This window comes from Arthrobacter sp. P1_H7 (assembly GCF_056405215.1).
This window is the reverse complement of the sequence record NZ_JBFUCO010000016.1, coordinates 65,291-88,454: the sequence shown is the minus strand read 5'-3', so window position 1 is coordinate 88,454 and position 23,164 is coordinate 65,291. Positions and strand designations below refer to the sequence as shown.

Annotated in this window: 22 protein-coding genes; 7 read left to right on the top strand and 15 right to left on the bottom strand. The window is 67.2% G+C overall.

All coding sequences use genetic code 11. The annotated features are described in order from the left end of the window. Positions 1-18 precede the first annotated feature (18 nt). A complete protein-coding gene (locus tag AC1DXI_RS15730; protein WP_476939395.1) occupies positions 19-990 on the top strand; it encodes an alpha/beta hydrolase in 972 nt (323 codons plus the stop codon). Between the two features lie 6 nt (positions 991-996). On the opposite strand, the gene AC1DXI_RS15725 is transcribed toward AC1DXI_RS15730, so the two are convergent. From AC1DXI_RS15725 to leuA, 3 genes are all read right to left on the bottom strand, one after another. Continuing rightward, positions 997-1,848, bottom strand: coding sequence for an isoprenyl transferase (locus tag AC1DXI_RS15725; protein WP_476939394.1), 852 nt, complete (start codon positions 1,846-1,848; stop codon positions 997-999). 20 nt (positions 1,849-1,868) lie between these two features. After that, positions 1,869-2,621 carry a DNA repair protein RecO gene (gene recO / locus AC1DXI_RS15720; RefSeq protein WP_079554635.1) on the bottom strand — a complete coding sequence of 251 codons (753 nt, stop codon included), beginning with the start codon at positions 2,619-2,621 and terminating at the stop codon, positions 1,869-1,871. A 159-nt stretch (positions 2,622-2,780) separates the two neighbouring features. Then, positions 2,781-4,520 (bottom strand): 2-isopropylmalate synthase, encoded by a 1,740-nt coding sequence (gene leuA / locus AC1DXI_RS15715; protein WP_476939393.1) that lies wholly within the window; start codon positions 4,518-4,520, stop codon positions 2,781-2,783. A 252-nt stretch (positions 4,521-4,772) separates the two neighbouring features. On the opposite strand from leuA, the gene AC1DXI_RS15710 reads away from it, so the two are divergent. From AC1DXI_RS15710 to AC1DXI_RS15700, 3 genes are all read left to right on the top strand, one after another. Continuing rightward, positions 4,773-6,725, top strand: a complete 1,953-nt coding sequence (locus tag AC1DXI_RS15710; protein ID WP_476939392.1) for a M13 family metallopeptidase — start codon at positions 4,773-4,775, stop codon at positions 6,723-6,725. A 92-nt stretch (positions 6,726-6,817) separates the two neighbouring features. After that, positions 6,818-7,144, top strand: coding sequence for an ArsR/SmtB family transcription factor (locus AC1DXI_RS15705; protein WP_476939391.1), 327 nt, complete (start codon positions 6,818-6,820; stop codon positions 7,142-7,144). Continuing rightward, entirely contained in the window at positions 7,141-7,869 is a 729-nt protein-coding gene (locus AC1DXI_RS15700) for a cation efflux transmembrane domain-containing protein (RefSeq protein WP_476939390.1), read from the top strand. The genes AC1DXI_RS15705 and AC1DXI_RS15700 overlap by 4 nt, the downstream gene beginning before the upstream one ends. An 80-nt stretch (positions 7,870-7,949) precedes the next feature. Here the strand turns inward: AC1DXI_RS15700 and AC1DXI_RS15695 are convergent, their stop codons facing one another. The 6 genes from AC1DXI_RS15695 to AC1DXI_RS15670 all read right to left on the bottom strand — a co-directional run bounded on the left by AC1DXI_RS15695 (position 7,950) and on the right by AC1DXI_RS15670 (position 14,292). Then, complete coding sequence (locus tag AC1DXI_RS15695; RefSeq protein WP_476939389.1) at positions 7,950-9,521, bottom strand: LCP family protein; 1,572 nt, start codon at positions 9,519-9,521, stop codon at positions 7,950-7,952. A gap of 132 nt (positions 9,522-9,653) precedes the next feature. Then, positions 9,654-10,613, bottom strand: a complete 960-nt coding sequence (gene era, locus AC1DXI_RS15690; RefSeq protein WP_476939388.1) for a GTPase Era — start codon at positions 10,611-10,613, stop codon at positions 9,654-9,656. Beyond that, positions 10,597-11,928 (bottom strand): hemolysin family protein, encoded by a 1,332-nt coding sequence (locus AC1DXI_RS15685; RefSeq protein WP_476939387.1) that lies wholly within the window; start codon positions 11,926-11,928, stop codon positions 10,597-10,599. The genes era and AC1DXI_RS15685 overlap by 17 nt, the downstream gene beginning before the upstream one ends. After that, entirely contained in the window at positions 11,925-12,398 is a 474-nt protein-coding gene (ybeY, locus tag AC1DXI_RS15680) for an rRNA maturation RNase YbeY (RefSeq protein ID WP_476939386.1), read from the bottom strand. The genes AC1DXI_RS15685 and ybeY overlap by 4 nt, the downstream gene beginning before the upstream one ends. After that, positions 12,395-13,483, bottom strand: a complete 1,089-nt coding sequence (locus AC1DXI_RS15675; RefSeq protein WP_018773096.1) for a PhoH family protein — start codon at positions 13,481-13,483, stop codon at positions 12,395-12,397. Before AC1DXI_RS15675 ends, ybeY begins: the two co-directional genes overlap by 4 nt. A gap of 293 nt (positions 13,484-13,776) precedes the next feature. Beyond that, a complete protein-coding gene (locus AC1DXI_RS15670; protein WP_476939385.1) occupies positions 13,777-14,292 on the bottom strand; it encodes a flavin reductase family protein in 516 nt (171 codons plus the stop codon). 189 nt (positions 14,293-14,481) lie between these two features. On the opposite strand from AC1DXI_RS15670, the gene AC1DXI_RS15665 reads away from it, so the two are divergent. Then, complete coding sequence (locus AC1DXI_RS15665; RefSeq protein WP_476939384.1) at positions 14,482-15,123, top strand: class I SAM-dependent DNA methyltransferase; 642 nt, start codon at positions 14,482-14,484, stop codon at positions 15,121-15,123. Between the two features lie 20 nt (positions 15,124-15,143). On the opposite strand, the gene AC1DXI_RS15660 is transcribed toward AC1DXI_RS15665, so the two are convergent. Beyond that, a complete protein-coding gene (locus AC1DXI_RS15660) occupies positions 15,144-16,190 on the bottom strand; it encodes an NAD-dependent epimerase/dehydratase family protein (RefSeq protein WP_476939383.1) in 1,047 nt (348 codons plus the stop codon). Positions 16,191-16,218: 28 nt separating this feature from the next. Here AC1DXI_RS15660 and AC1DXI_RS15655 point away from each other — a divergent pair, with 28 nt between their 5' ends. Further along, positions 16,219-16,455 carry a GNAT family N-acetyltransferase gene (locus AC1DXI_RS15655; protein ID WP_476939382.1) on the top strand — a complete coding sequence of 79 codons (237 nt, stop codon included), beginning with the start codon at positions 16,219-16,221 and terminating at the stop codon, positions 16,453-16,455. Here AC1DXI_RS15655 and AC1DXI_RS15650 read toward each other — a convergent pair. Together AC1DXI_RS15650 and AC1DXI_RS15645 are read right to left on the bottom strand one after the other, a co-directional pair. After that, positions 16,445-17,164 carry an N-acetyltransferase family protein gene (locus tag AC1DXI_RS15650; protein WP_476939381.1) on the bottom strand — a complete coding sequence of 240 codons (720 nt, stop codon included), beginning with the start codon at positions 17,162-17,164 and terminating at the stop codon, positions 16,445-16,447. The genes AC1DXI_RS15655 and AC1DXI_RS15650 overlap by 11 nt on opposite strands. 87 nt (positions 17,165-17,251) lie before the next feature. Further along, on the bottom strand, positions 17,252-18,325 hold the full coding sequence (locus tag AC1DXI_RS15645; protein ID WP_476939380.1) for a DNA polymerase IV: 1,074 nt from the start codon (positions 18,323-18,325) through the stop codon (positions 17,252-17,254). A gap of 576 nt (positions 18,326-18,901) precedes the next feature. On the opposite strand from AC1DXI_RS15645, the gene AC1DXI_RS15640 reads away from it, so the two are divergent. Then, positions 18,902-19,828: a GerMN domain-containing protein gene (locus AC1DXI_RS15640; RefSeq protein WP_476939379.1), complete on the top strand. Its 927-nt coding sequence runs from the start codon at positions 18,902-18,904 to the stop codon at positions 19,826-19,828. A gap of 52 nt (positions 19,829-19,880) precedes the next feature. Here the strand turns inward: AC1DXI_RS15640 and AC1DXI_RS15635 are convergent, their stop codons facing one another. The 3 genes from AC1DXI_RS15635 to hrcA form a co-directional block, all read right to left on the bottom strand. After that, positions 19,881-20,669, bottom strand: coding sequence for a 16S rRNA (uracil(1498)-N(3))-methyltransferase (locus tag AC1DXI_RS15635; RefSeq protein ID WP_476939378.1), 789 nt, complete (start codon positions 20,667-20,669; stop codon positions 19,881-19,883). 2 nt (positions 20,670-20,671) lie between these two features. Beyond that, positions 20,672-21,802, bottom strand: coding sequence for a molecular chaperone DnaJ (gene dnaJ / locus AC1DXI_RS15630; protein ID WP_476939377.1), 1,131 nt, complete (start codon positions 21,800-21,802; stop codon positions 20,672-20,674). A gap of 78 nt (positions 21,803-21,880) precedes the next feature. Beyond that, entirely contained in the window at positions 21,881-22,894 is a 1,014-nt protein-coding gene (gene hrcA, locus AC1DXI_RS15625; RefSeq protein ID WP_476939376.1) for a heat-inducible transcriptional repressor HrcA, read from the bottom strand. Positions 22,895-23,164 lie beyond the last annotated feature (270 nt).

Below are 23,164 nucleotides of genomic sequence, written 5' to 3'. Positions count from 1 at the left end.
AGCGCAGGAGGAAAGTCGATGCAGTGGCGGACCGACATTCTGGGGGATGACTTCCAGGCGTGCGCCTTCGAGGCCGCCGGCCCCGACGGTGTGCTGCGCACTGCCACCCTGGTCCGCCATACCCCGCTCCCGCCGGCACCATCGGGACTTCCGGCCCGGGCCGTGCTGTTCCTGCACGGCTGGAGTGACTATTTCTTCAATGAGGAGCTCGCGGAATTCTGGGCGGGGCAGGGGTTTGAGTTTTTCGCCCTCGACATGCACAACCATGGCCGCAGCCTGCGCCCGGGCACCCACGGCGGCTACGTCGCGGACCTGGACAACTACGACGCCGAAATCACCGCAGCGATCGGGATCATCGGCTCGCTCCGGCCAGCCGGCGCGGCGCCGCAGGTGACGCTGATGGGACACTCCACCGGCGGCCTGATCGCTGCGCTGTGGGCCGACCGGCATCCGGGGGTAGTGTCACAGCTGGTCCTGGACAGCCCTTGGCTGGAAGTCCACGGCAGCCCCGCCCTGCGCCGGGCCGCGCGGACCATGGTGGAGCCGTTCGCCCGGTTCTGGCCCGAATCAGTGATCCGGCTGCCCGAGCGGGCCTTCTACTGGCGCAGCATCAGCAGCGCCGCGGAGGGCGAATGGGCCCTGGACGATACCTACCGCCCGCCGCACGCCTTTCCGGTCCGCGCCGGCTGGCTCAGCGCCGTGCTCGCCGGACAGTCCAGGGTCGCCCGTGGCCTGAACATCGATGTACCCATCCTGGTGCTCATCTCGGGAGCCAGCGCCAACGGGATGTTCTGGAAGGAGTCCATGCGCCGCACGGACGCGGTCCTAGATGTGAACACGATCGCCCTCCGCGCGCTCAGCCTGGGCCGCACCGTGACGCTGGAGCGGATTGACGGCGCCCTGCATGACGTCTTCCTCTCCGCCCCGCGGGTCCGCGCGGACGCCTATGCCCGGCTGTCCCGGTGGATCAGGGCATACGTCTACGATTGACGCGCCTCAGCTGACCTGGCCGCCCGCGGCGGGAGCGGCATCGATGGCTCCTCCGTAGCGGCGGTCCCGCTGTGCGTAGATCTCGACGGCGTCCCACAGGGTCCGGCGGTCCACGTCCGGCCACAGGGTATCCAGGAACACGAACTCGGCGTAGGCCGACTGCCACAGCATGAAATTGGACATCCGCTGCTCCCCCGAGCTGCGCAGGAACAGGTCAACGTCGGGCAGGTCGGGCTCGTCCAGGAACTTCTGGATGGTCCGCTCGGTGATGGCGCCCGGCTTGAGCCGGCCCTGCGCCACTTCCTCGGCGATCGCGGCGACGGCGTCGGCGATCTCGGCGCGTCCGCCATAGTTGACGCACATGTTCAGGGTGCAGGTGCTGTTGCCGCGGGTGTAGTCCTCGGCCTCTTCGAGCTCGCGGATCACCGAGCCCCACAGTTTCGGACGCCTCCCGGACCAGCGGATGCGAACTCCCCAGTCGTCGAGCTGGTTCCGCTGCCGGCGCAGCACGTCCTTGTTGAAGCCCATCAGGAAGCGCACCTCCTCGGGGGACCGCCGCCAGTTCTCGGTGGAGAAGGCGTACACGCTCACGTGCTCGATCCCCAGCTCGATCGCGCCGGCCATGACGTCCAGCAGCGCAGGCTCCCCCGCCTTGTGGCCCTCGATCCGCGGCAGGCCGCGCTGGTTCGCCCAGCGCCCGTTGCCGTCCATGACGATCGCCACATGCCTCGGGATGAACTCCGCCGGAATCGCGGGCGGAACAGCGCCGGACGGGTGCGGATACGGAGCCACCACGGGGGTGGTCCGCCGCCGGCCGTTGGCCTGTTTCGCCTGGCTCTTCTCCAGGTTCTTTCCCAAGCTTCTTCCCAATGCCACTTTTACGTTCGCTCCACATGTTTGAGGGATTTCAGGACTCGTTCCAGGTGCCACTGGAGGTAGCTGGCCACCAGCCCGGCCGCTTCCCGGCGGTGGACGGACGCGGAGGCGTCCGCCGTCGTCCAGTTCCCGGTGAGCAGGGCACCCATCAGGAGCACTGTCTCCGGGGCCGGCGCGGGCGATCCCGGCGGCCGGCACCCGTGGCAGACCATGCCGCCAAGCGGCGCGGAAAAGGCGGTGTGCGGCCCGGGTGCACCGCACCGGGCGCAGTCGGTGAAGCTGGGCGCCCAGCCGCCGGTCGCGAGGGCGCGGAGCAGGTAGGAATCCAGGATGAGTTCGGGGGCGTGGTCGCCCCGGCTCAGGGACGCGAGGGCACCCACCAGGAGGTTGTATTGGGCGGTTCCGGCTTCGCCGTCGACGTCCGTGAGCTTCTCCGCTGTCTCGGTCATGGCGGCCGCCACCGTGTACCGGCCATAGTCCGCGGCGATGTTTCCGCCGTAGGCGCCCTTGGCCACGGCCTGCGTGACGACGTCCAGGGTGCGTCCGGAAATCAGCTGGAGATCGGCCACCATGAACGGTTCCAGCCTGGCGCCGAACCGGCTGCTGGTGCGCCGGACGCCCTTGGCCACCGCCCGCACCTGGCCGTGGTGCTTGGTCAGCAGGGTAATGATCCGGTCGGCCTCGCCCAGCTTGTGGGTGCGCAGTACGACGGCGTCATCACGGTAGGCGCGCGCTGCGAAGGATTGTTGGACCACAGTTAATCTTCGCACTGTCTTTGCGGAATCACGGCATGGGCAGCACCGCCGAGGTGAAACGCGTTGGCAAAATACTGCGCCGCCGGAGTGTTCCGGCGGCGCAGTATGTGTTGGTTCAACAGTGCCCGCCCGTCCGCGGACGGATCAGGCAGGGTCGGGTCAGGCGCGGGCGTCCCGGATGGCGCGGTTCACGGCCGAGATGACTGCCTTGAGGGCGGACGTGCTCGTGTTGGCGTCAATCCCCACGCCCCAGAGCACGCGCTCGCCCACGGCGCATTCGACATACGCGGCTGCCAGGGCGCTGCCGCCCTCGGAGAGTGCGTGTTCGCTGTAGTCCAGGACCCGGACGTCCACGCCGTCCTCCCGCAGGATGCTCAGCAGGGCCGCGATCGGGCCGTTGCCGGTCCCGGTCCGGCGGACCTGGGTCCCGTCGATCTTCAGGGCGGCGGTCAGGGTCATGTCGCCGTCTTCGTCCGTCTCGGTGCTGATCGAGCCGAGGGCGTAGCGGCCCCACTGCGTGTCGGCAGAGCCCGAGGGCAGGTACTCGTCCTGGAAGACCTGCCACAGCTGGGGTCCGCTGACTTCTCCGCCGACCGTGTCGGTCCGCTTCTGGATGACGCCGGAGAACTCGATCTGGGCGCGGCGCGGCAGGTCCAGGCTGTGCTCGTTCTTGAGCAGGTACGCGACGCCGCCCTTGCCGGACTGCGAGTTGACCCGGATGACCGCCTCGTAGCTGCGGCCAAGGTCCTTCGGGTCCACCGGCAGGTAGGGGACCTGCCAGGTGTAGTCGGCCACGTCCTTGCCCGCCGCGGCCGCGTCCTTTTCGAGGGCCTCCAGGCCCTTCTTGATCGCGTCCTGGTGCGAGCCGGAGAACGCCGTGAAGACGAGGTCTCCGCCATACGGGGACCGCTCGGCCACGGGCAGCTGGTTGCAGTACTCCACCGTGCGGCGGATTTCGTCGATGTCGGAGAAATCGATCATCGGGTCGATGCCCTGGACGAACATGTTCAGGCCCAGCGTCACCAGGTCCACGTTGCCGGTCCGCTCGCCGTTGCCGAAGAGGCAGCCCTCGATCCGGTCTGCGCCGGCCAGGTAGCCCAGCTCGGCGGCGGCGACGCCGGTGCCGCGATCGTTGTGCGGGTGCAGGGACAGGATGATGCCTTCGCGCGGGTGCAGGTTCCGGCTCATCCACTCGATGGAGTCGGCATAGACATTGGGGGTGGCCATTTCCACCGTGGCGGGCAGGTTGATGATGACCTGCCGGTCCGCCGAGGCCTCGAAGACGTCGGCGATCGCGTTGCAGACCCGGATCGCGTACTCCAGCTCGGTGCCGGTGAAGGACTCGGGCGAGTATTCGTAGGTGATGTGCGTATCGGTGAGGGTTTCCTCGTACTTCTTGCACAGCCGTGCACCCTGCAGGGCGATGTCCAGGATGCCGTCTTCGTCCTGGTTGAAGACCACCCGGCGCTGCAGGACGGACGTGGAGTTGTAGAGGTGGACGATCGCCTGCTTCGCCCCGACCAGGGACTCATAAGTCCGCTCGATCAGGTGCTCGCGGGCCTGGGTCAGCACCTGGATCGTGACGTCGTCGGGGATGTGGTTGCCCTCGATCAGCTGCCGGACGAAGTCGAAGTCGGTCTGCGATGCCGAGGGGAACCCGACCTCGATCTCCTTGTAGCCCATCCGGACCAGCAGGTCGAACATCTTCAGCTTGCGGGCCGGGCTCATGGGATCAATGAGGGCCTGGTTGCCGTCGCGCAGGTCCACGGCGCACCAGCGCGGGGCCTTGGTGATGACCTTGTCCGGCCAGGTGCGGTCCGGCAGTTCAACGGTGATCTGGTCCTGGAACGGGATGTAACGGTGGACCGGCATTCCTGAGGGCTTCTGTGCGTTTCGCATTACAATCGGGGCCTTTTCTGTGATTCTTGGTGAAAGGGTGGCCGGGCAACACAAACTCCGCAGCGAGGGTGGGCCTTGCGCTAGATCGCGTCTGAGGCCTCGCCGCGGCAGCTAAGAAGGAGCAGTTCTGCGCGCACCTTTTCACAGTAACACGGGTGCGTAAGATGAAGGAGCCAGACCACCGTAACGTCCACCATGCAGACCGTGCGCCGGCAAACGCTCCGGGCCGGACTGCCTCTCAAAGGAGCATCCGTGCCACTTTCGGGGATCGATCTGTCCACCATCGACGCCAGCGTCCGCCCGCAGGATGACCTGTACCAGCATGTGAATGGCGGCTGGCTCAACAGCACGGTCATCCCGGACGACCGGCCGCTGGAAGGCACGTTTACCGCCCTGCGCGACGCGTCGGAGCTCGCGGTGAAGCAGATCATCGAGCAGGCCGCCGCACGCGGCGCGGAGGCTACCGGCATCGAGCGCAAGATCGGGGACCTGTACAACAGCTTCATGGACGAAGCGGCGGTGGAGGCCAAGGGCCTGGACCCGCTCCGCGCGCGGCTGGCGGAGGTGTTCGCGACGACGTCGGTGCCCGGTCTCGTGGCGCTGGCCGGGCGGCTGTTCCGCGCCGATGTCTCCGGCCTTTTCTACATTTACCCCGCCCCGGATGCCGGAAACCCGGACCGGGTCCTGCTCTACACCGGCCAGGGCGGCCTGGGCCTGCCCGATGAGTCCTACTACCGGGAGGCGAAGTTCGCCCCGATGGTCCAGGCCTACCGTGCACATGTGGGGGCCATGCTCGGCCTCGCGGACGTGGCCGATCCCGAGGGGGCGGCCGGGCGCGTGGTGGCGCTGGAAACTGCACTGGCCTCGCACCACTGGGACAACGTGACATTGCGGAATCCGCAAAAGACGTACAACTTGAAGTCCGCCGGGGAAGCGGCGGAGCTATTCCCCCTGCTGGCCGACTGGTTCGACGCGGCCGGCATCGGGCCGGAAAAGCGTGCCGAGCTGGTGGTGAGCACCCCGGATTTCTTCTCCGGCGCGGCCTCGTTGCTGGACTCCGAACCGCTGGCGACCTGGCAGGAATGGCTCGCCATGCGGGTGGTCAGCGCGGCCGCCCCGTACCTGTCTTCCGAGTTCGTGGACGCGAACTTCGCGTTCTATGGCACCACCCTGAGCGGTACGCCGCGGATCAAGGACCGCTGGAAGCGCGGCGTCGCGGTGGTCGAGGCGGCCCTCGGGGAGGCGGTCGGCCAGATCTACGTGGCCGAACATTTCCCGGAGGGTCACAAGGCGCGCATGCAGACCCTCGTGGCCAACCTGATCGAGGCGTACCGGGAGTCCATCACCGGGCTGGCCTGGATGGGCGAGGCAACCAAGCTCGAGGCCCTGAAGAAGCTGGACTCATTCCGCGCCAAGATCGGCTTCCCGGACAAGTGGATTGACTACTCCGCCGTGGAGGTCGACCCCGCCGATCTGCTCGGGAACGTGGAGCGTGCGCACAGCGCCGACGTCGACCGCCACCTCGACGAGGTCGGAAAGCCCGTGGACCGCGAGAAGTGGCTGATGACGCCGCAGACGGTCAACGCCTACTACCATCCGCTCCTGAACGAGATCGTGTTTCCCGCAGCCATGCTGCAGCCCCCGTTCTTCACCGCCGACGCCGATGACGCCGTCAACTACGGCGGCATCGGTGCCGTGATCGGCCATGAAATCGGCCACGGCTTCGATGACCAGGGCTCGCAGTACGACGGCAGCGGCCTGCTGCGCAACTGGTGGACCGAGGACGACCGCACCGCCTTCGAGGCTCTGGCCTCCCGGCTCGTGGCGCAGTTCGATGCCCTCTCCCCCACGGCCGCCCCCGGCCACACCGTCAACGGCAAGCTGACCCTGGGCGAGAACATCGGCGACCTGGGCGGCCTCACCATCGGCTATAAGGCCTACCTGATCAGTCTCGCCGGGCAGCAACCGCCCGTGCTCGACGGCATGACCGGGGTGCAGCGGTTCTTCGCGTCCTGGGCCGCGGGGTGGCGGCAGGTCATCCGGACCGAAGAGGCCATCCGCCGGCTGGCCACGGATCCGCACTCCCCCAACGAGTTCCGCACGAACGCCATCGCCAAAAACCTTGACGCCTTCCATGCAGCATTCGGCGTCACGGACCGGGACGGCATGTGGATGGCACCGCAGGAGCGCGTCAGCATCTGGTGACCCCGGAGCTTCCCGGTCACTGGCACCGACCCAGCCGGGAGGGATGTGTATACACGCTTGCGTGAATACATCGTCAGCTGTACTTTCGTTTGATGGAAACGCTCACGCATGCCCCGGTGCTGGCACGGTTCGGTTATGCCGTGTCAGACCCGACACGGGCAGAGATCCTGCTTGCCCTCACGGCTGCGCCGTCCTATCCCTCTGAGCTGGCGGATTCTCTCGGGGTATCCCGGCAGAGCATGTCGAACCACCTGACGTGCCTGCGGGGATGCGGGCTGGTCGTTGCCGTGCCGGAGGGGCGCAGGACCCGCTATGAGCTCGCCGATCAGCGCCTCGGCCATGCCCTCACGGATCTTCTGGGCGTCGTGCTCGCCGTGGACCCGGCCTGCTGCGCACCCGACGGGACGTGCACGCCGTGACATCCCTCCAGCTGTCGCCGGGCACCGTCCGGCGTGCCGTCCTCAGCCGCCGGATCCGCCTGTTCGCGGCCGCCACCATCAGCTATAACCTCATCGAGGCCGTTGCGGCCCTGTGGGCCGGGGGTACGGCCGACTCGTCGGCGCTCATCGGTTTTGGCCTGGATTCCATCATCGAGGTCGCGTCGGCGCTGGCGCTGTCGTGGCAGTTTTCCACCAAGGACCCCGAGCGGCGCGAACACCTCACCCTGCGGATGATCGCCGTTTCATTCTTCGCACTGGCCGCCTTTGTCTCCGCCGATGCGCTCAGGTCGATTCTCGGCGCCGGCCAGGCGCAGCAGTCGACCCCGGGCATCGTGATTGCCGCACTGAGCCTGGTGATCATGCCGGTCCTGTCCTGGCTCCAGCGCCGGGCCGGCCGGGAACTCGGATCACGCACGGCGGTGGCTGATTCCAAACAGACCCTGCTCTGCACGTATCTGTCGGCGGTCCTGCTGGCGGGTTTGGTGCTGAACAGCACCCTTGGCTGGTGGTGGGCCGATGCCGGCGCGGCGCTGATCATCGCCGCGATCGCCATCCGCGAAGGCATCAACGCCTGGCGCGGCGACGTCTGCTGCACGGTCCCCCATACGGCGGCAGACAGCCTCCCGGCGGCCACGGAGCCGGCCTGCTGTGACGGCTGCGGCGCCGAAACAACACGTCCACAGGCCGTCGCCCAAAACCCCTGACCAGAAAACCAAAACCCCTGACCAGAAAAAGGGTCCCCGTTCAGAGAAGTCTGAACGGGGACCCTTTTTTGCGGGCGGGGTTAGCGCGTGATCAGTTCGGGGTTGGCCTGCTGGCAGACGGTGTCGCCGGCGGTCTGGTTGACGATGTCCTTGGGCAGCTGCGGGGCAGTAGCGGCGGCGGTCGGCGTCCCGTTGGCGAAGTCACTGCCCAGGTAGACCTGGACCCCGGTTACTCCGGCGGCCGGGAGCACCCTGTCCGGCGCCACACCGAGCAGGGCCGCGACGTCCGCGGCCACGTCAGCGGAGTCCGCACCGAAGTAGACCGCCGTCGCGGCGACGGACGGAGCCGTCAACTGGCCCACCTCGGTGAAGCCGGCGGCCTTGATGGCTTGCATGATCTCCTGGGTCCGGGCCGGAACGCCCGAGCCGTTGGCCACGGTGACGGGCTGCAGCGTCTTGTCATACGCCGGTGCGGTGGGGCTGGGAGTCGGCGTCGGCGTGGCGCTGGCGCTCGGGGAAGTGCTCGGCTTCGCGGTAGGATCCGTCAGGTCCACGTCGTTGCGCATGGCGGCGAACAGCTGGGATGCCGCGGGCTCGGCCAGCTGCAGCCGGTTAATGTCCGCTTCGGCCGGGACTGTCGGCGTGGCAACGAAGGCTACCTTGCCGACGTCGATGTTCTTGAGCCGGTTGCCCACGGTCAGCAGCGTCGGCACCGAGGCCAGGCCGTCGTCGATGGTCAGGTTCTTGGTGATCGCGTCCGCGATGCCGAGCATCCGGGCCGGGTTGGTGAGCGTGCCGTCGTCCTTGATCTTCCGGGTCAGGGCCGACAGGAAGCCCTGCTGGGCCTTGATCCGGCCGAGGTCGCCGCCGTCGCCGAAGGCGTGCCGGGTGCGGACGAACGACAATGCCTGCTCGCCCTGGACGGTGGAGGTGCCCTTGGGCAGCCGCAGCTTCGAATCGGGGTCGTAGACGGCGTCGCTGACACACACTGACACGCCGCCGACGGCGTTGGAGAGTTCCTTGACGGCGTTGAAGTCGGCCATCATGAAGTGGTCGATTTCCAGGCCGGTGAGCTTGTTGACGGTGTCCACGGCGCAGCCGATGCCGGCCTCGGACATTGCCGAGTTGATCATGACGCCGGTCTGGGCCGGGTACTCCTTGTTGGTTTTCGGATCCTTGCATTTGGGGATGTCGACCAGAAGGTCGCGGGGGAAGCTGACCACGTTGACCCGCTTGTTGTCCGCGGAGATGTCCATCAGCATCATCACATCCGAGTGCCCGTAGCCGGTTGCGTCATCGCTGGTGCCGTACTGCGAGTTCTTCCCGTCGCGCGTGTCCGAGCCGAGGATCAGGATCTGCATCCGGTCCGTCGAATCGTTCACGGCACCCTCGGTCTTGGTGCTGCCGGCGCTCAGCGGGGCCTTGGTGAGGTTGCCCTGGAGCCGGATGGCCCAGTAGGCACCGAAAGCGATCACGCCAACCAAGAGCACGGCCACCACGCCCGTGAAGACTTTCAGCCAGGTGGGGGTCCGGCGGGCGGCGCCGAGGTGGCGGGCCGGACCAACGGCGGGATCGGCCGTGTGCCGGGCAGCGGCGGTTGACCGTGCCGGCGGGGCGGATCCGTCGGCACGGTTGTCACGGGGTCGAACCACTTGTTGAGCCTTCCTAAACGAACGGGGAGTCAGCCCATTTTAGAGTCCGAATCTGAGAAAACGCCGATGGCCCTCTCTTGGGAGCGGCGGGAAGGGCCAACGGCCAAAATAACGCCCTAGGAACAGCCGGGCTCAGAAGCCCAGTTTGACGAGCTGCTTCGGGTCGCGCTGCCAGTCCTTGGCGACCTTGACGTGCAGGTCGAGGTAGATGCGGGCACCGAGCAGCGCCTCGATCGCCTTGCGCGCGTTGGTCCCGACCTCGCGGAGCCGGGCGCCGCCCTTGCCGATGATGATGGCCTTCTGGGAGGGGCGCTCGACGTACAGGTTGACGCGGACGTCCAGGAACGGCCGGTCTTCGGGACGGCCTTCCCGCGGAACGATCTCATCGACGACGACGGCCAGGGAGTGCGGCAATTCGTCGCGGACGCCTTCGAGGGCTGCTTCGCGGATGAGTTCGGCGATCATTACCGCTTCCGGTTCGTCCGTCAGGTGGCCGTCCGGGTACAGCGGCGGCGACGCCGGCATGTGGCCGATCAGGACGTCGGCAAGGGTGTCGACCTGGAATCCGTCCGTGGCGGAGACCGGGACGATGTCCTTCCAGCCGTCCTCGCCGAGGACCTCGCGGCCCAGGGCGGCGACGGCGAGCAGCTGCTCGGTGAGGGCCTGGCGGTCCACGGTGTCGGCCTTGGTCACGATCGCGATGATGGGCTTGTTGGGGATGGCGGCGAGTTGGGCGGCAATGAACTTGTCCCCGGGGCCGATCTTCTCGTTGGCCGGCAGGCAGAAGCCGATCGCGTCGACCTCGGCGAGGGTGTCGGCGACCAGTTCGTTCAGCCGCTTCCCCAGCAGCGTGCGCGGGCGGTGCAGGCCCGGGGTGTCGACGAGGATCAGCTGGGCGTCGTCGCGGTGCACGATGCCACGGATTGTGTGGCGCGTGGTCTGGGGCTTGGCCGAGGTGATCGCGACTTTTTGGCCGACCAGGGCGTTGGTGAGGGTGGACTTGCCCGCATTGGGCCGCCCGACCAGCACCGAGAAACCGGCGCGGTAGCCGCCGTAGGCTGCTTCGCCGTCGGACTTATTCTGCTTGCTCACGTGAGACTCCCTGTTGGATTGGTGCGGCCTCGTCGAGAAGGTCTTCAAGGTCAGTTTGTTCTTTTGCCACGGCGGCCGCAATGATGTGGCTGACGCGGTTCCGCCGGCCCTCCAGCCTGTCGGCGCGGAGGGACAGTCCGTGGACCTGGACGGTGCTGCCGACAATCGGCACCCGCCCGAGGGCCTTGGCGAGCAGGCCGCCCACGGTGTCTACTTCGTCGTCGTCGAGCTCGAGGTCGAAGAGTTCGCCGAGGTCATCGATGCTCATGCGGGCGCTGACCCGGTAGCTTCCATCCCCCAGGGCCACGGCCTCGGCGCTTTCGGTGTCGTATTCGTCCACGATTTCGCCGACGATTTCCTCGATGAGGTCCTCGAGCGTGACCAGCCCCGCAGTTCCGCCGTATTCGTCAATGACGATCGCAACGTGCGTGGATTCTTTCTGGAGTTCGCGCAGCAGGTCACTGACGAGCTTCGAGTCCGGCACGTAGCGGACCTCGCGGGCCACCTCGTCCACGACCGGGGGTACCTCGTCCGGGCCGAGGTTGTGGAGCGAGGCGGCAACGTCCTTCAAGTACACAATGCCCAGGATCTGGTCCGTGTTTTCGCCGATGACCGGGATCCGCGAATACCCGGAGCGCAGGAACAGCGACATCGCACGGTGCAGGCTGGATCCGGAGTCGATCGTGAGGATGTCGGTCCGCGGCACCATGACGGAGCGGACCAGGGTGTCCCCGAAGTCGAAGACCGACTGGATCAGCTCGGCTTCGTTGTCCTCGATCACGTCGGACTCGGTGGCCCGGTCCACGAGTTCGCGGAATTCCTCCTCGCTGAAGAACGCCTCGCTGTCGGCCGGAGCGCCGGGCGCTACGACGCTGCCGAGCCGCACCAGCCAGCCCGGGATCGGGCCGAGCACGGCGTAGAGGGACCGGACCAGCGGGGCGCTGAACCGGACCAAGGCGGCGGAATGGACCCGGCCGAGCTGCCGCGGGGACACGCCGACGATCACGAAGCCGACCAGCGCCATGATGCCGGTGGCCGCCAGCCCGGCCAGCCAGACGTTGTCCAGCATGCTGTAGAGGAGGACGGTGACGGCGACGGCGGCGGCCATCTCGAACCAGACCCGCCAGAACCGCAGGGCGCGCATGTGCCCCACGGGATGGGCCAGGATGCGTTTGAGCGAGGTGCCCCTGCTGTTCAGGACCGCCTGTTCAGCGTCGTGCCGGGGCAGGAAGTTGAAAGCGGACTCGGCAGCGGTGAGCACTGCGGCAAAGCTAAGGAACACCAGCGCCATGCCGGCGAGGATCAGTGGGGTCACTGAACCGTCTCGGACGGGGCTGCTTTGCCGGTGAAGGCGGTCAGGAGTTCGCGCTGCAGCCCGAACATCTCTTCCTTCTCTTCCGGCTCGGCGTGGTCATAGCCCAGCAGGTGCAGGATGCCGTGCGTGGTCAGCAGCAGCATCTCGTCCTGGGTGGAGTGGCCGGCGTTGCGGGCCTGGACCTCGGCCACCTGGGGGCAGATGGCGATGTCGCCGAGCATGCCCTGCGGCGTCGGCTTGTCCGGCGTGCCCGGGGTCAGCTCGTCCATGGGGACCGAGAGGACGTCGGTGGAGCCCGGCTCGTCCATCAGTTCGAGGTGCAGCTTTTCCATGGCCGGTTCGTCCACCAGCAGGATGGACAGCTCCGCCTGCGGGTGGATGTAGAGGCTTTCGAAGATGAAACGCGACAGCGCCACGAGCTCGGACTCGTCCACGACGGCGCCGGATTCGTTGTTAACCTCAATGCTCATGCGTGTTCTCCCCGCGTTTCCCGGGCAACGGAGTGCTTGACCCGGTTCCTTTGGACTTCGTCCCAGATGCTGTACGCGTTGACGATATCCCCCACGAGGCGGTGCCGGACGACGTCGGAAGCATCCAGGATCGAGAAGTTGACGTCCTCGATCCCCTGCAGGATCTCCTCGACAATCCTGAGCCCCGAGCGGGTGCCGAAGGGAAGGTCCACCTGGGTGATGTCGCCGGTGACCACCATCTTGGAGCCGAAGCCCAGACGGGTCAGGAACATCTTCATCTGTTCCGGCGTGGTGTTCTGGGCCTCATCGAGGATGATGAAGGCATCGTTGAGCGTGCGGCCCCGCATGTAGGCCAGCGGGGCGACCTCGATGGTGCCGGCGGCCATCAGGCGGGGAATGGACTCGGGGTCCATCATGTCGTGCAGGGCGTCGTAGAGCGGCCGCAGGTACGGGTCGATCTTGTCGCTCAGGGTGCCCGGGAGGAAGCCGAGCCGCTCCCCCGCCTCGACGGCAGGACGGGTCAGGATGATGCGGCTGACTTCCTTCTGCTGCAGGGCCTGGACGGCCTTGGCCATCGCCAGGTAGGTCTTGCCGGTACCGGCCGGGCCGATCCCGAAGATGACCGTGTTCGCGTCGATCGCGTCCACATAGTTCTTCTGGTTCAGCGTCTTGGGCCGGATGGTCTTCCCGCGGGTGGAGAGGATGTTGGTGGTCAGCACTTCCACGGGGTTCTGCAGGGACTGGCTGCGGAGCATGGAGACGAGCTGCTGCAGGACGGCCGGGGTGATGACAGTGCCTCGGGCCACCAGCCCGCGCACCTCGTTGAGCAGGCGCATGATGCGCGGCACGTCGGCGGCAGGACCGCTGATCGCAAGCTCGTTGCCCCGGACATGGAAATCGACGGCGGGGAACTGGTTTTCGATGAACCTTAAGGCTTCGTCATGGCTGCCCAGCGACTGGACCATCTGCTCTGAGTCGTCGAACAAGACCACCTCCGTCCGCAGCCCTGGTAGGGAGTGGGGAAATTCCCCTGCGGTGCGTTCTCGGGCGCTGAACCGGGCCTTGCCGTTCGCTGCTTCAGTCATGGTGTTGGCCCGCGGGCCTCTGGTCCCCTCCAGTATGAATATGGTCTGTCGCCGTGATCCGTACCGACGGCGGTTCGCACCGCCCGCGGCCCGGGTCTACGGGTGCTTCCATCTTACGCCAGCGCGGCGCGGCCGACGCCGGAGGGGATCCGGCGCCGGCCGTTACGGGTACGTGTGACCGAAGACGACCCACCCATCCAGCCAGTGGGCGCCTGTTGCCGGGCACGGCTGTTCCGCATTGCCAGGTTCCGGTTCCGGTTGCGGCTCCGGCTCCGGTTCCGGCGTCGACACGGTCATGCCACGCTCTCCAGCGCGCCGGCGCAGGACCGGACGCCCACGTAACTTCCCTTGTAGAAGAGCAGGGGCTCAGCGTCGGGGCGGGCGCCCAGGGCGCGGACGGCGCCGACGACGATCGTGTGGTCGCCGCCGTCGTACTCCTGGTGGAGTTCGCAGTCCACCCACGCCAGGGCCCGGTCCAGAACGGGGTTGCCCAGCGGCGAAGGAGAGTGGCCGACGCCGGCGAACTTCTCCGTCCCCGAGCGCGCGAACTGCCCCGCCAGGTGCTGGTGCTCAGCGGGCAGGATGTTCACGGTAAACCGGCCCGCCGCACGCAGCAGCGGCCAGGTGCTGGACGTCCGCGCGGGGCTGAACGTGACCAGGGCCGGCTCCAGGGACAGGGAGGCGAAGGACTGGCAGGTGAAACCGGCCGGCCCGTGCTGGGTTGCTGCGGTGATAACCGTCAGCCCGGTGGCGAAGTGTCCGAGAATGTGGCGGAGTGTCGTCGGGCTGAGATCAGTTTGTTCCGTCATGGCGGGTCCTTTCGAGCGCTGGTAGCCCCAATCAACCACCGCGGACACGGGTTCCCAAGCCCGGCCGCAACGCACAGTCGCGCAGCGACACAACGTGTCACGGACCCGTTGCATGACGTAAGAATTCGGCACCACGGGTTCGCCGGCCATGGCCGTTAGGCTCGGTTGATGGCAAACCACGAAAATTTGATGGACGTCAGATCTGCGTATGACACAGTGGCCGAGACCTATTCAGCGGTGATCCCGGATACCAGCTTCGAGGCCCCGCTGGATATGGCCATGATGGACCACTTCATCGCGCACCTGCGCGCCACGGCGGACCGGACGGTGATCGACGTCGGATGCGGTGCCGGACGCATGACCAGTTACCTCGGCCGGGCGGGGCTGAACGTCAGCGGTGTCGACGTGTCGCCCGAAATGGTCCGGGTCGCGCAACAACTGCATCCCGGGCTGTTGTTCGAAGCCGGAGAGCTGGCGGACCTGCCCCAGGCCGACGCAGCCGCGGACGGCGTCCTCGCCTGGTATTCGATCATCCGCTCTCCCCCGACGGCGCTGCCGGCGATCGCGCGCGAGTTCTGGAGGGCGCTCCGCCCTGGCGGGTCGGCGCTGGTCGCTTTCCACGCCGGCAGCGGCCACCGCACGATTGACCGCGCCTACGGACACGACGTCCAGCTCCGCACGGAACTTCACGCCCCCGAGGAGGTGGCGCTCCGGTTCACCGAACAAGGCTTTGCGATGCGCGCCCAGCTGGTGCGTTCACCGAGGGCCATGGAAAAACATCCGCAGGCCGCCATTCTCGTCGACAAACCCGTGGTCCCCTCAAACCCTTAGCCCCTCACACCGTTAGCCCCTCACAGGGGTCGTTGGCGTGTCCGCAGGGCGGAACCAGCGGTGAACTGTTCTTCACGGCTGTAGTCGAGATAGTGCCCGAGGGACGGATCGTCGGTTCCCGGCATGGCTCCGGCCGCTGCCGCCTTCACCAGCCAGTCCACCTGATGCGGGATGGTCTGGGCGTATGTCCCAACCGGCTCATAGGCCAGGTCGCGGGAGGCCTTGGTGCTGAGTACCAGCGGGGGCCGGAAATCCCACGGGTGGTCGCCGAGGCCCGCGGGTGCGGTGTCATCCAGCAGCACCTCTTCCCAGTGGTGGCCCAGGTGGCGGGCGATTGCTGCGGCGATCTGCCGGGCATTCGGCGCATCTGGATCGGCGCTGTTGAGGATCCGTGCCGCGGGCACGGCGGCCACCCGTTCCACGAGGGCCGCCGTGTTCACCGCTGCCGTCGTGTGGTCCGCGCCCTGCCCCGCATGGGCCAGGAATACGGCCGGGCGCCGGTCGAGCACCCGTTTGACGAACATCCATTCCCGGGGCAGGGCCGCGCCCTCACCATGTACTTTGGAAGCCCGGATCACAGTCACCGGATGGCCGCTGTCCAGGAGGGCGTGCTCTGCGGCCACCTTGTTCGCGCCATAGCCTTCCCGGGAGTCGTAGTCTCCTGCTCCCGGCCGCATGGTCGGGTTGCCCTCGAGGATGGGCGCCTCAAAGCGGGGCGGTATATCGGAATTGACGTGGTTGCCGGCGGCGTCGACGTACACGGCCTTGCTCGAGAGCATGACGGCGGAGGTCACCGCGGCCAGGTGCGGCAGGAGTTGCCGGGCGTCGGCCTCCGTGTAACACACCGCGTCCACGAGGAGATCGGCACCACCGGCCATCACCCCGGCCAGGGCGTCGTCGTCACGACGTTCGGCGGCGATAAATCGGGCACCGGCGGCAGCCAGGTCAGCCGGCATCTTGGTCCGGTCCCGGCCCGTCATGTCCACGGCCCAGCCGGCACGGATCAGCCGCCACGCAATCGCGCGGCCAAGAACGCCAGTGCCTCCGAGGATCACAGCCCGTTTCATTGGTCCGACTCTAACGGACGGGGTGCGTTTGCGGACGCACAAACCGGGAACGGAATCGTCCCGGTGGGTCTATCTGGGCAACGCCTACGTCCTTCCGGAGTTTCGGAACGCCGGAGTCGGCGGCCGGCTCGTGGACGCCTCGATCCGGTTCGCGCAAGGCATCAATGCCGTACGGATGGTACTTTCCCCCTCCGACGAATCACGCGACTTTTATGCACGGCTTGGTTTCGAGCCGGCCGCGGAACTGAACATTCTCAGGTTCTGACCCTCGGGTCCGCCAGGCCGATGCGCCGGCTCCGGCTCCGGCTCCGGCATGATGGACCCATGGAATTGCAGACTGAGCGTCTCCTCCTGCACGAATACACGATGGATGATTTCGCAGCGGTACATTCATTCGCTTCTGACGTGAGAATCGCCGGACTGGGGCCCGAATACGCCCGGCGAAACTCTGTCGGGCTCGGCGTGGATGTGGCCGGCGAAATGTCGGAGCGGACCATCCGTGTCTCAGGTAGATCCTCCCAGTCGGGTGAAAGCAATTTTCGTGTCCCATCGGGCTGAAAACCGTTCTTGGCATAAAAGGCCTGAGCGCGGGGGTTGGCCTCAAGCACCCACAGGTAGGCGGGTAAATCGCCGAGGGCGGCCCTCAGCAGGGCCTCCCCGAGCCCGGTGCCATGGGTGCGCCCCAGTGTGTAGATGGAGTAAAGCTCAAGCTCTCCGGGTAGGTCATCGTCACGTCCCGTACCTGCGTCGGCAAATCCGACGATTTCATTGCCCTTGTCCACGGCGATGATTCGAGGCTCGGCGCTGTCCCGATAAGGTCGGCGTTTTTCCACGCGCTCCGGGATGCTGGCACGGCGCGCATCGAAGAACGCCGGGGACAGAAGGTGCCCGTAGCATTCCTCATGGGCCCGGGTGTGCATCCGGACTACGGCATCAGCGTCCCCACCCGCGGCCTGGCGGATCTGGTATTCCATCCTCCCAGCCTAGCTTTCACTTGAGGGGTTCTCAGGGTCATTTTCAGCCTGCCCGCAGAACGCTGCGGCGGGAAGGCAGCGACGCCGTCACCAACCGCCGCGCGTCGGCGTATGTCCCGTTCGGGCATCGTCGGGCATTGCCATTTCGGCCCGCAGGCCCAGGAGGCGGATCGGACGGCCCGCTTCGATTCCGGCTGCGAGGTCCAACGCCCGTGCGAGGATTTCGTTCCGGTCGAATGTCTCGGGAATTTTCTTCGCGTGCGTCTTGGTGACGAACGGCGCGTAGCGAACTTTCAGGGTCAGCCCAACCACGGGCCGTCCTTCGGCCACAACATCCTCCAGGACACGCGCTGTCAGCTCCCTCACGGCGTCGTCCACCTGGGCGGGTGCGGTCAGGTCGCGCTGGAAGGTGGTCTCCCGGCTATGCCCGCGGGCGACCCACGGGGTGGCGTCCACAACGCTGGTGCCGTCCCCGCGTCCGAGTTCCGCGTACCAAGGTCCCATCCTGGGGCCGAACTCCGGCACCAGGTCTTGGGGGTCGAACGCGGCGAGCTCGGCGACTGTGTTGATGCCGAGTTTGGCCAGCCGGCCCGACACCTTGGTTCCGACGCCCCACAGGTCCTTGGTGGGCCGACTGCCCATGACAGCGAGCCAGTTCCCGGCAGTGAGACGGAAGACGCCGGCCGGCTTGCCGAACCCGGTGGCGACCTTGGCTCGGACCAGGGTGTCGCCGATGCCCACACTGCAATGCAGCTGTGTACGGGCCAGGACAGCGGCCTGCACCTGCCGTGCGTAGGCTTCCGGATTCTCTATCGTGATGCCCACAAAGGCTTCGTCCCACCCCAACACCTGCACGGTGGCGCCGGGCTGCGCGCGCAAGGTAGCCATGACGATTTCAGACGCCGCTAGGTAAGCCTCCTGATCGACTGGCAGGATCACGGCGTCGGGCACTTTCCGGGCAGCAATGCTTAAGGGCATGCCGGAACCGACGCCGAATGCCCGGGCTTCGTAGGATGCGGTCGACACCACAGCGCGTTCCGTGGGGTCGCCCCGGCCGCCGACAATGATCGGCTTGCCCGCAAGCTCCGGCCGCCGGAGCACTTCGACAGCCGCGATGAACTGGTCGAGATCGACGTGCAGCACCCACCGGATTCCGCTCACGCCACCAGTCTGCCCTAAACGACCCCGGCAGGCATCGCTGGCTCAGCGACGAGGGGCGCCATCGGCTATAGAACCAAGCCACATGGTCAGGCCAATGCGCTGATACGCCTGGTGCTGCGTCCCCTCGCCCGGACTATGACAGACCCGGAGGCGAATCGGATCCGAGACTACGTTTACGTGGCCCTGCACGAGGGGCCAGTCAAGGAGCTCATCGGAGGATAGTGCTGCTGTGCCAGTACACCATCGGGCTGCTGGCACAGCAGGCATAGACAAGCGGCCGTACCACGTCCGCGCGAGGAACCACCGGCAGGCCCCGTTAGGTATCAACTTTGTATCGGCCTCATATCGTTCCCGTTGCAGTTCCGGCGCCGGGGCCCAAACCCGGCTGCCGCGCCGTGCCCGTGTGCCATGCTGGAATCCGGCTCTCCCGGGATCGCCGGGCCGGTCTCCGGCCGGTGAGGGACGGGGACGGCCGCCAGCGGCCTGCGACGGCTACAAACGGATCATCACCGCGGAACGCGGGGCGTAAGACGAAGGGACAGCGGCATCAGCAAGCGTGGAGTTCAGCAGCCATCGGTGGGGCGCGTCCGCCGCGCCGCGCTGGCGTTGGCGCTGCCTGCCGCCCTCGTCCTGTCCGGCTGCGTGGCGACGCCGCAGAGCAGCATCACGAATTCCAGCAGCCCGTCGGAACTCATTCCCGTCCCGGCGTCGGGCGTACCCACCACGAGCGCCCCGCTCGAGACAGCGCAGACGTCGAACAAGGCTCCCGTGTATTGGATCGGCCGGGGCAATGACAACGCGTTTCTCTACCGCGAGTTCCGCGACGTTCCCGACCAGGACAATCCCGTCACCCGCGCCCTGCGGGTCATGATGTCGCAGAAGCCGCTGGACCCGGATTTCTTCACGCCGTGGCAGAATCCGAAGAAGCTGGCGACGTCGATCTCCGGCAAGAACGTCATCACCGTGGATGTCTCCGCTGATGCCTTCAACAGCAACGTGGATGCGGCCATGGCCGAGCGCGCCATCCAGCAGCTCGTCTACACGGCGACAGCTGCCGCGGCCAGCGCCGGCCTCATCGATGCCGGACAGCAGGTCCAGGTGGTTGTGCTGGTGGACGGACACACGGACTACGTCGCCTTCAACCACGTCCGTCTGGGCGAGCCGACGTCCCGCAGCGCCGGGATGGTGGCACCTGTGTGGATCATTGATCCGCAGGAGGGCACGTCCGTGGGCGACGGTTCGGTCAAGATCCGTGGCCGCAGCACCGTCCAGGGCGGGAAGCTCCGCTGGGCGATCCTCAAGGTTGACGGCGACGGCGACAACGCCAAGACCGCCTATCTCAACGGCAGCGCCACCGCCTCGGCCGATGCAACCCAGTCTGGGCTGTTCACGTTGTCCGTGAACCTCGGCCCGGGCAATTACGAGGTCCGGGTGTCCCAGGTGGACGCAGCCGACAGCGCCAAGGAAGTATTCCAGGACACCCGCGGGTTCACGGTCAAATAACCTTCACGGTCAAATAGCCGCCACTGTCACTGGTGACGGCGGCTGCAGCAGGTCACCAGCGGCCGAGGATGTCGCTGGCCAACACGGTGGCGGCGGGCCCCGCCGTGGACGAACGCAGCACATGGTGCCCCAAAAGGGCCGTGACCGCGCCGGCGTCGCAGAGCCGGGTTACCTCCCGCGGGCTGATGCCGCCTTCCGGACCCACTATCAGCAGGACCTCACGGGATCCGGCATCGCCTGCCATAACCTCGCCGGGCTGCGCGGATTCCAACCAGGATTCCAGGACGAGCCGCAGGGGGCGTACGGCGTCTTCATGCAGGATGACGGCGAGGTCTGCCGCCGCCACGGCCGCCTGCAGCCCGGCGCCGTCGACGGCGGCCCGGACCTCGGGAATCCATGCCCGGCGCGCCTGTTTGGCGGCGGCCGTCACCACTGACTGCCATTTGGCATGCGCCTTCGCGGCCCGCTCAGCCTTCCACCGCACAATGGACCGTTCGGCCTGCCAGGGAATGACGGCGTCGATGCCCAACTCAGTCGCGGTTTCGGCCGCGAGTTCGTCGCGATCGCCCTTGGCGAGGGCCTGGACCAGGACCAGCCGGATTCCCGGCGGAGGTTCCTCTGCAAGGTCCACGCATTCGACGGTCAGCTCCCCGGGAGCGACGGCGGTCACGGTGCCGGTCAGGCGTTTGCCGGCGCCGTCCGCGATGTCGACGACTTCGCCGACGGCGATCCGTTTGACGGTGACGGCGTGGCGCGCCTCGCCACCCTCGAGGACGAAGGCCGAGCCGGGGACCTGCTGGTCCAGGGTGCCTGGGGAGGTGAAGAAGACCGGGTTACTCACCGCTACAGGTTACCGAGCCGGTCCCGCAGTTTGGCGAAGACGCCGCCGCTGGCCGCAAGCTTTCCTTCCGTGTGGTGCTCGCCGCGGTGCTTGGCCAACTGGCGGAGCAGTTCTTCCTGGACGTGATCGAGCTTGACCGGCGTTTCCACCTGCAGGTGCACCTTCAGGTCGCCGCGGCCGTGACCGCGCAGGTGCGTGACGCCGAGGCCGCGCAGGGTGATGACCTCGCCCGACTGGGTGCCGGCCTTGACGTCGATCTCCTGCTGCCCGTCGAAGGTGTCGAGGGATATTTCGGTGCCGAGCGCGGCAGCCGTCATGGGAATGTTGAGGCTCGCGTGGAGGTCATCGCCCTCGCGCACGTAGGTGGGGTCGTTGTTGACCCGGATCTCCACGTACAGGTCCCCGGCGGGGCCACCGGCAGGGCCTGCCTCGCCCTGGCCGGACAGCTGGATGCGGGTGCCGGTGGCGACACCGGCCGGGACCTTGACGGTCAGGGAGCGGCGGCTGCGGATCCGGCCCTGGCCGCTGCATTCGTTGCAGGGGTCCTTGATGACGGTGCCGAACCCCTCGCAGGATCCGCAGGGGGCGGATGTCATGACCTGGCCCAGGATGGACCGCACGGCGCGCTGGACCTGACCGCTGCCGCCACAGATGTCGCAGCGGACCGGGTGGGTGCCCTCGCGGCAGCAGGACCCATCGCACGTGGGGCAGATGACGGCCGTGTCGACCTCGAGCTTCTTGTTCACGCCGAACACTGCGTCGCGGAGGTCGATCCGGACGCTGATCAGCGCGTCCTGGCCGCGGCGGACCCGGGACGCCGGGCCGCCCTGGCCGCCACCGGCGCCGAAGAAGGTCTCGAAGATGTCCTGGAAGGCGAAGCCCTGGCCCGAGTAGCTGCCGCCGCCGAAGCCGTTGTCGGTACCGTTCTCGTTGCCGGTGGTGTCGTAGACCCGGCGCTTCTGCGGATCAGAGAGGACCTCGTAAGCGTGGGTGACTGCCTTGAACCTGTCCGAGGCGTCCTCCCCGGGGTTCACATCCGGGTGCAGGGTGCGGGCCAGTTTCCGGTAGGCCTTCTTGATCTCCTCCCCCGATGCGTCGCGGGAGACTCCAAGAACGTCGTAGTGGCTGCTCAAAGTGTGTATCTCTTCCTTTTCGTACTGCCTGTGGGGCACTGCCTGTGGGGCAAGAAGTCGTGTTCGGTCCCGGGCCTGTCAGGGCCCCAGGATCCTCGAAAGGTAGCGGGCCACCGCGCGGACGGCGGCCATGGTGGTGGGATAGTCCATCCGGGTGGGCCCAAGCACGCCGACCTTGGCCGTGGCGTCCGGCCCGTAGGCTGTGGCCACAACCGAGGCCTCGGCCAGACCGTCGTAAGGGTTTTCCCGGCCGATGCTGACCGTGACACCCCGCGGGTCTTCGGCCATTTCGCTGAGCAGGCGGAGCATGACCACCTGCTCCTCGAGGGCCTCGAGCACGGGGCCGATGCTGAGCGGGAAGTCCACGTTGGAGCGGGCCAGGTTGGCGGTGCCGGCCATGACCATGCGCTCTTCGCGGCTGCTCGTGGCCAGGGCCTCCAGGCCGCGGGCCAGCGCCTGGGCCGCTCCGCGCCGCGCCGGCGGGCCACCGGCAACGACGGCGGGCAGCAGCTGCGGCATCAGGCTCAGCGGGGTTCCGGAGAGGCTGGCCAGAAAGCTGGTCCGCAGTTCCGCCAGCGCGTCGTCGGGAAGGTCCTGCCCGACGTCGATCACGCGCTGCTCCACCTTGCCGCTGTCCGCGATCAGTACCGCCAGCACTTTCCGGGGCGCCAGCAGCACGAACTCGATGTGTCGCACCCGGGCGCGGCTGAGCAGCGGATACTGCACGACGGCGACCTGGTTGGTCAGGTGCGAGAGGAGCCTCACGGTCCGGTCAAGGATGTCGTCGAGGTCGTCGGATCCTTCCAGCAGCGCCTGGATGGCCCGGCGCTCAGCCGGGGACAACGGCTTCACCGCTGAGATCTGGTCGACGAAAAGCCGGTAGCCCTTGTCGGTGGGGATCCGGCCGGCGCTCGTGTGCGGTGCCGTGATCAGGCCCTCATCTTCCAGCGCCGCCATGTCGTTTCGGATCGTGGCGCTGGAGACGCCGAGATGGTGCCGTTCCACGAGCGCTTTGGAACCAACGGGCTCACGCGAATGGACGTAGTCCTCCACGATGGCGCGCAGCACTTCGAGTTTGCGCGGTTCGCTCACGCTCCACCTCCAATCGACTGTCCCGCAGTCGGTGCCGTCCGCCGTGTCCGGTCCGGGTCCACAAGTGCTGCACGGACGGTCCGCAACAGGACAAGGGTTAGCACTCGACATGCCTAAGTGCTAACCAGTCTAATATGAGTCGCCGCGTTGTTAGCATTGGATTCGCTCCAGGCGTGGCCCGCGGGAACGCGATTCCCGTCACGCCGGCGCCGAGACCGTGGCAGCCGCTGCCGTTGCCGCGCCGTCGCGGTCCGGTTCCGGCCCCGGAGA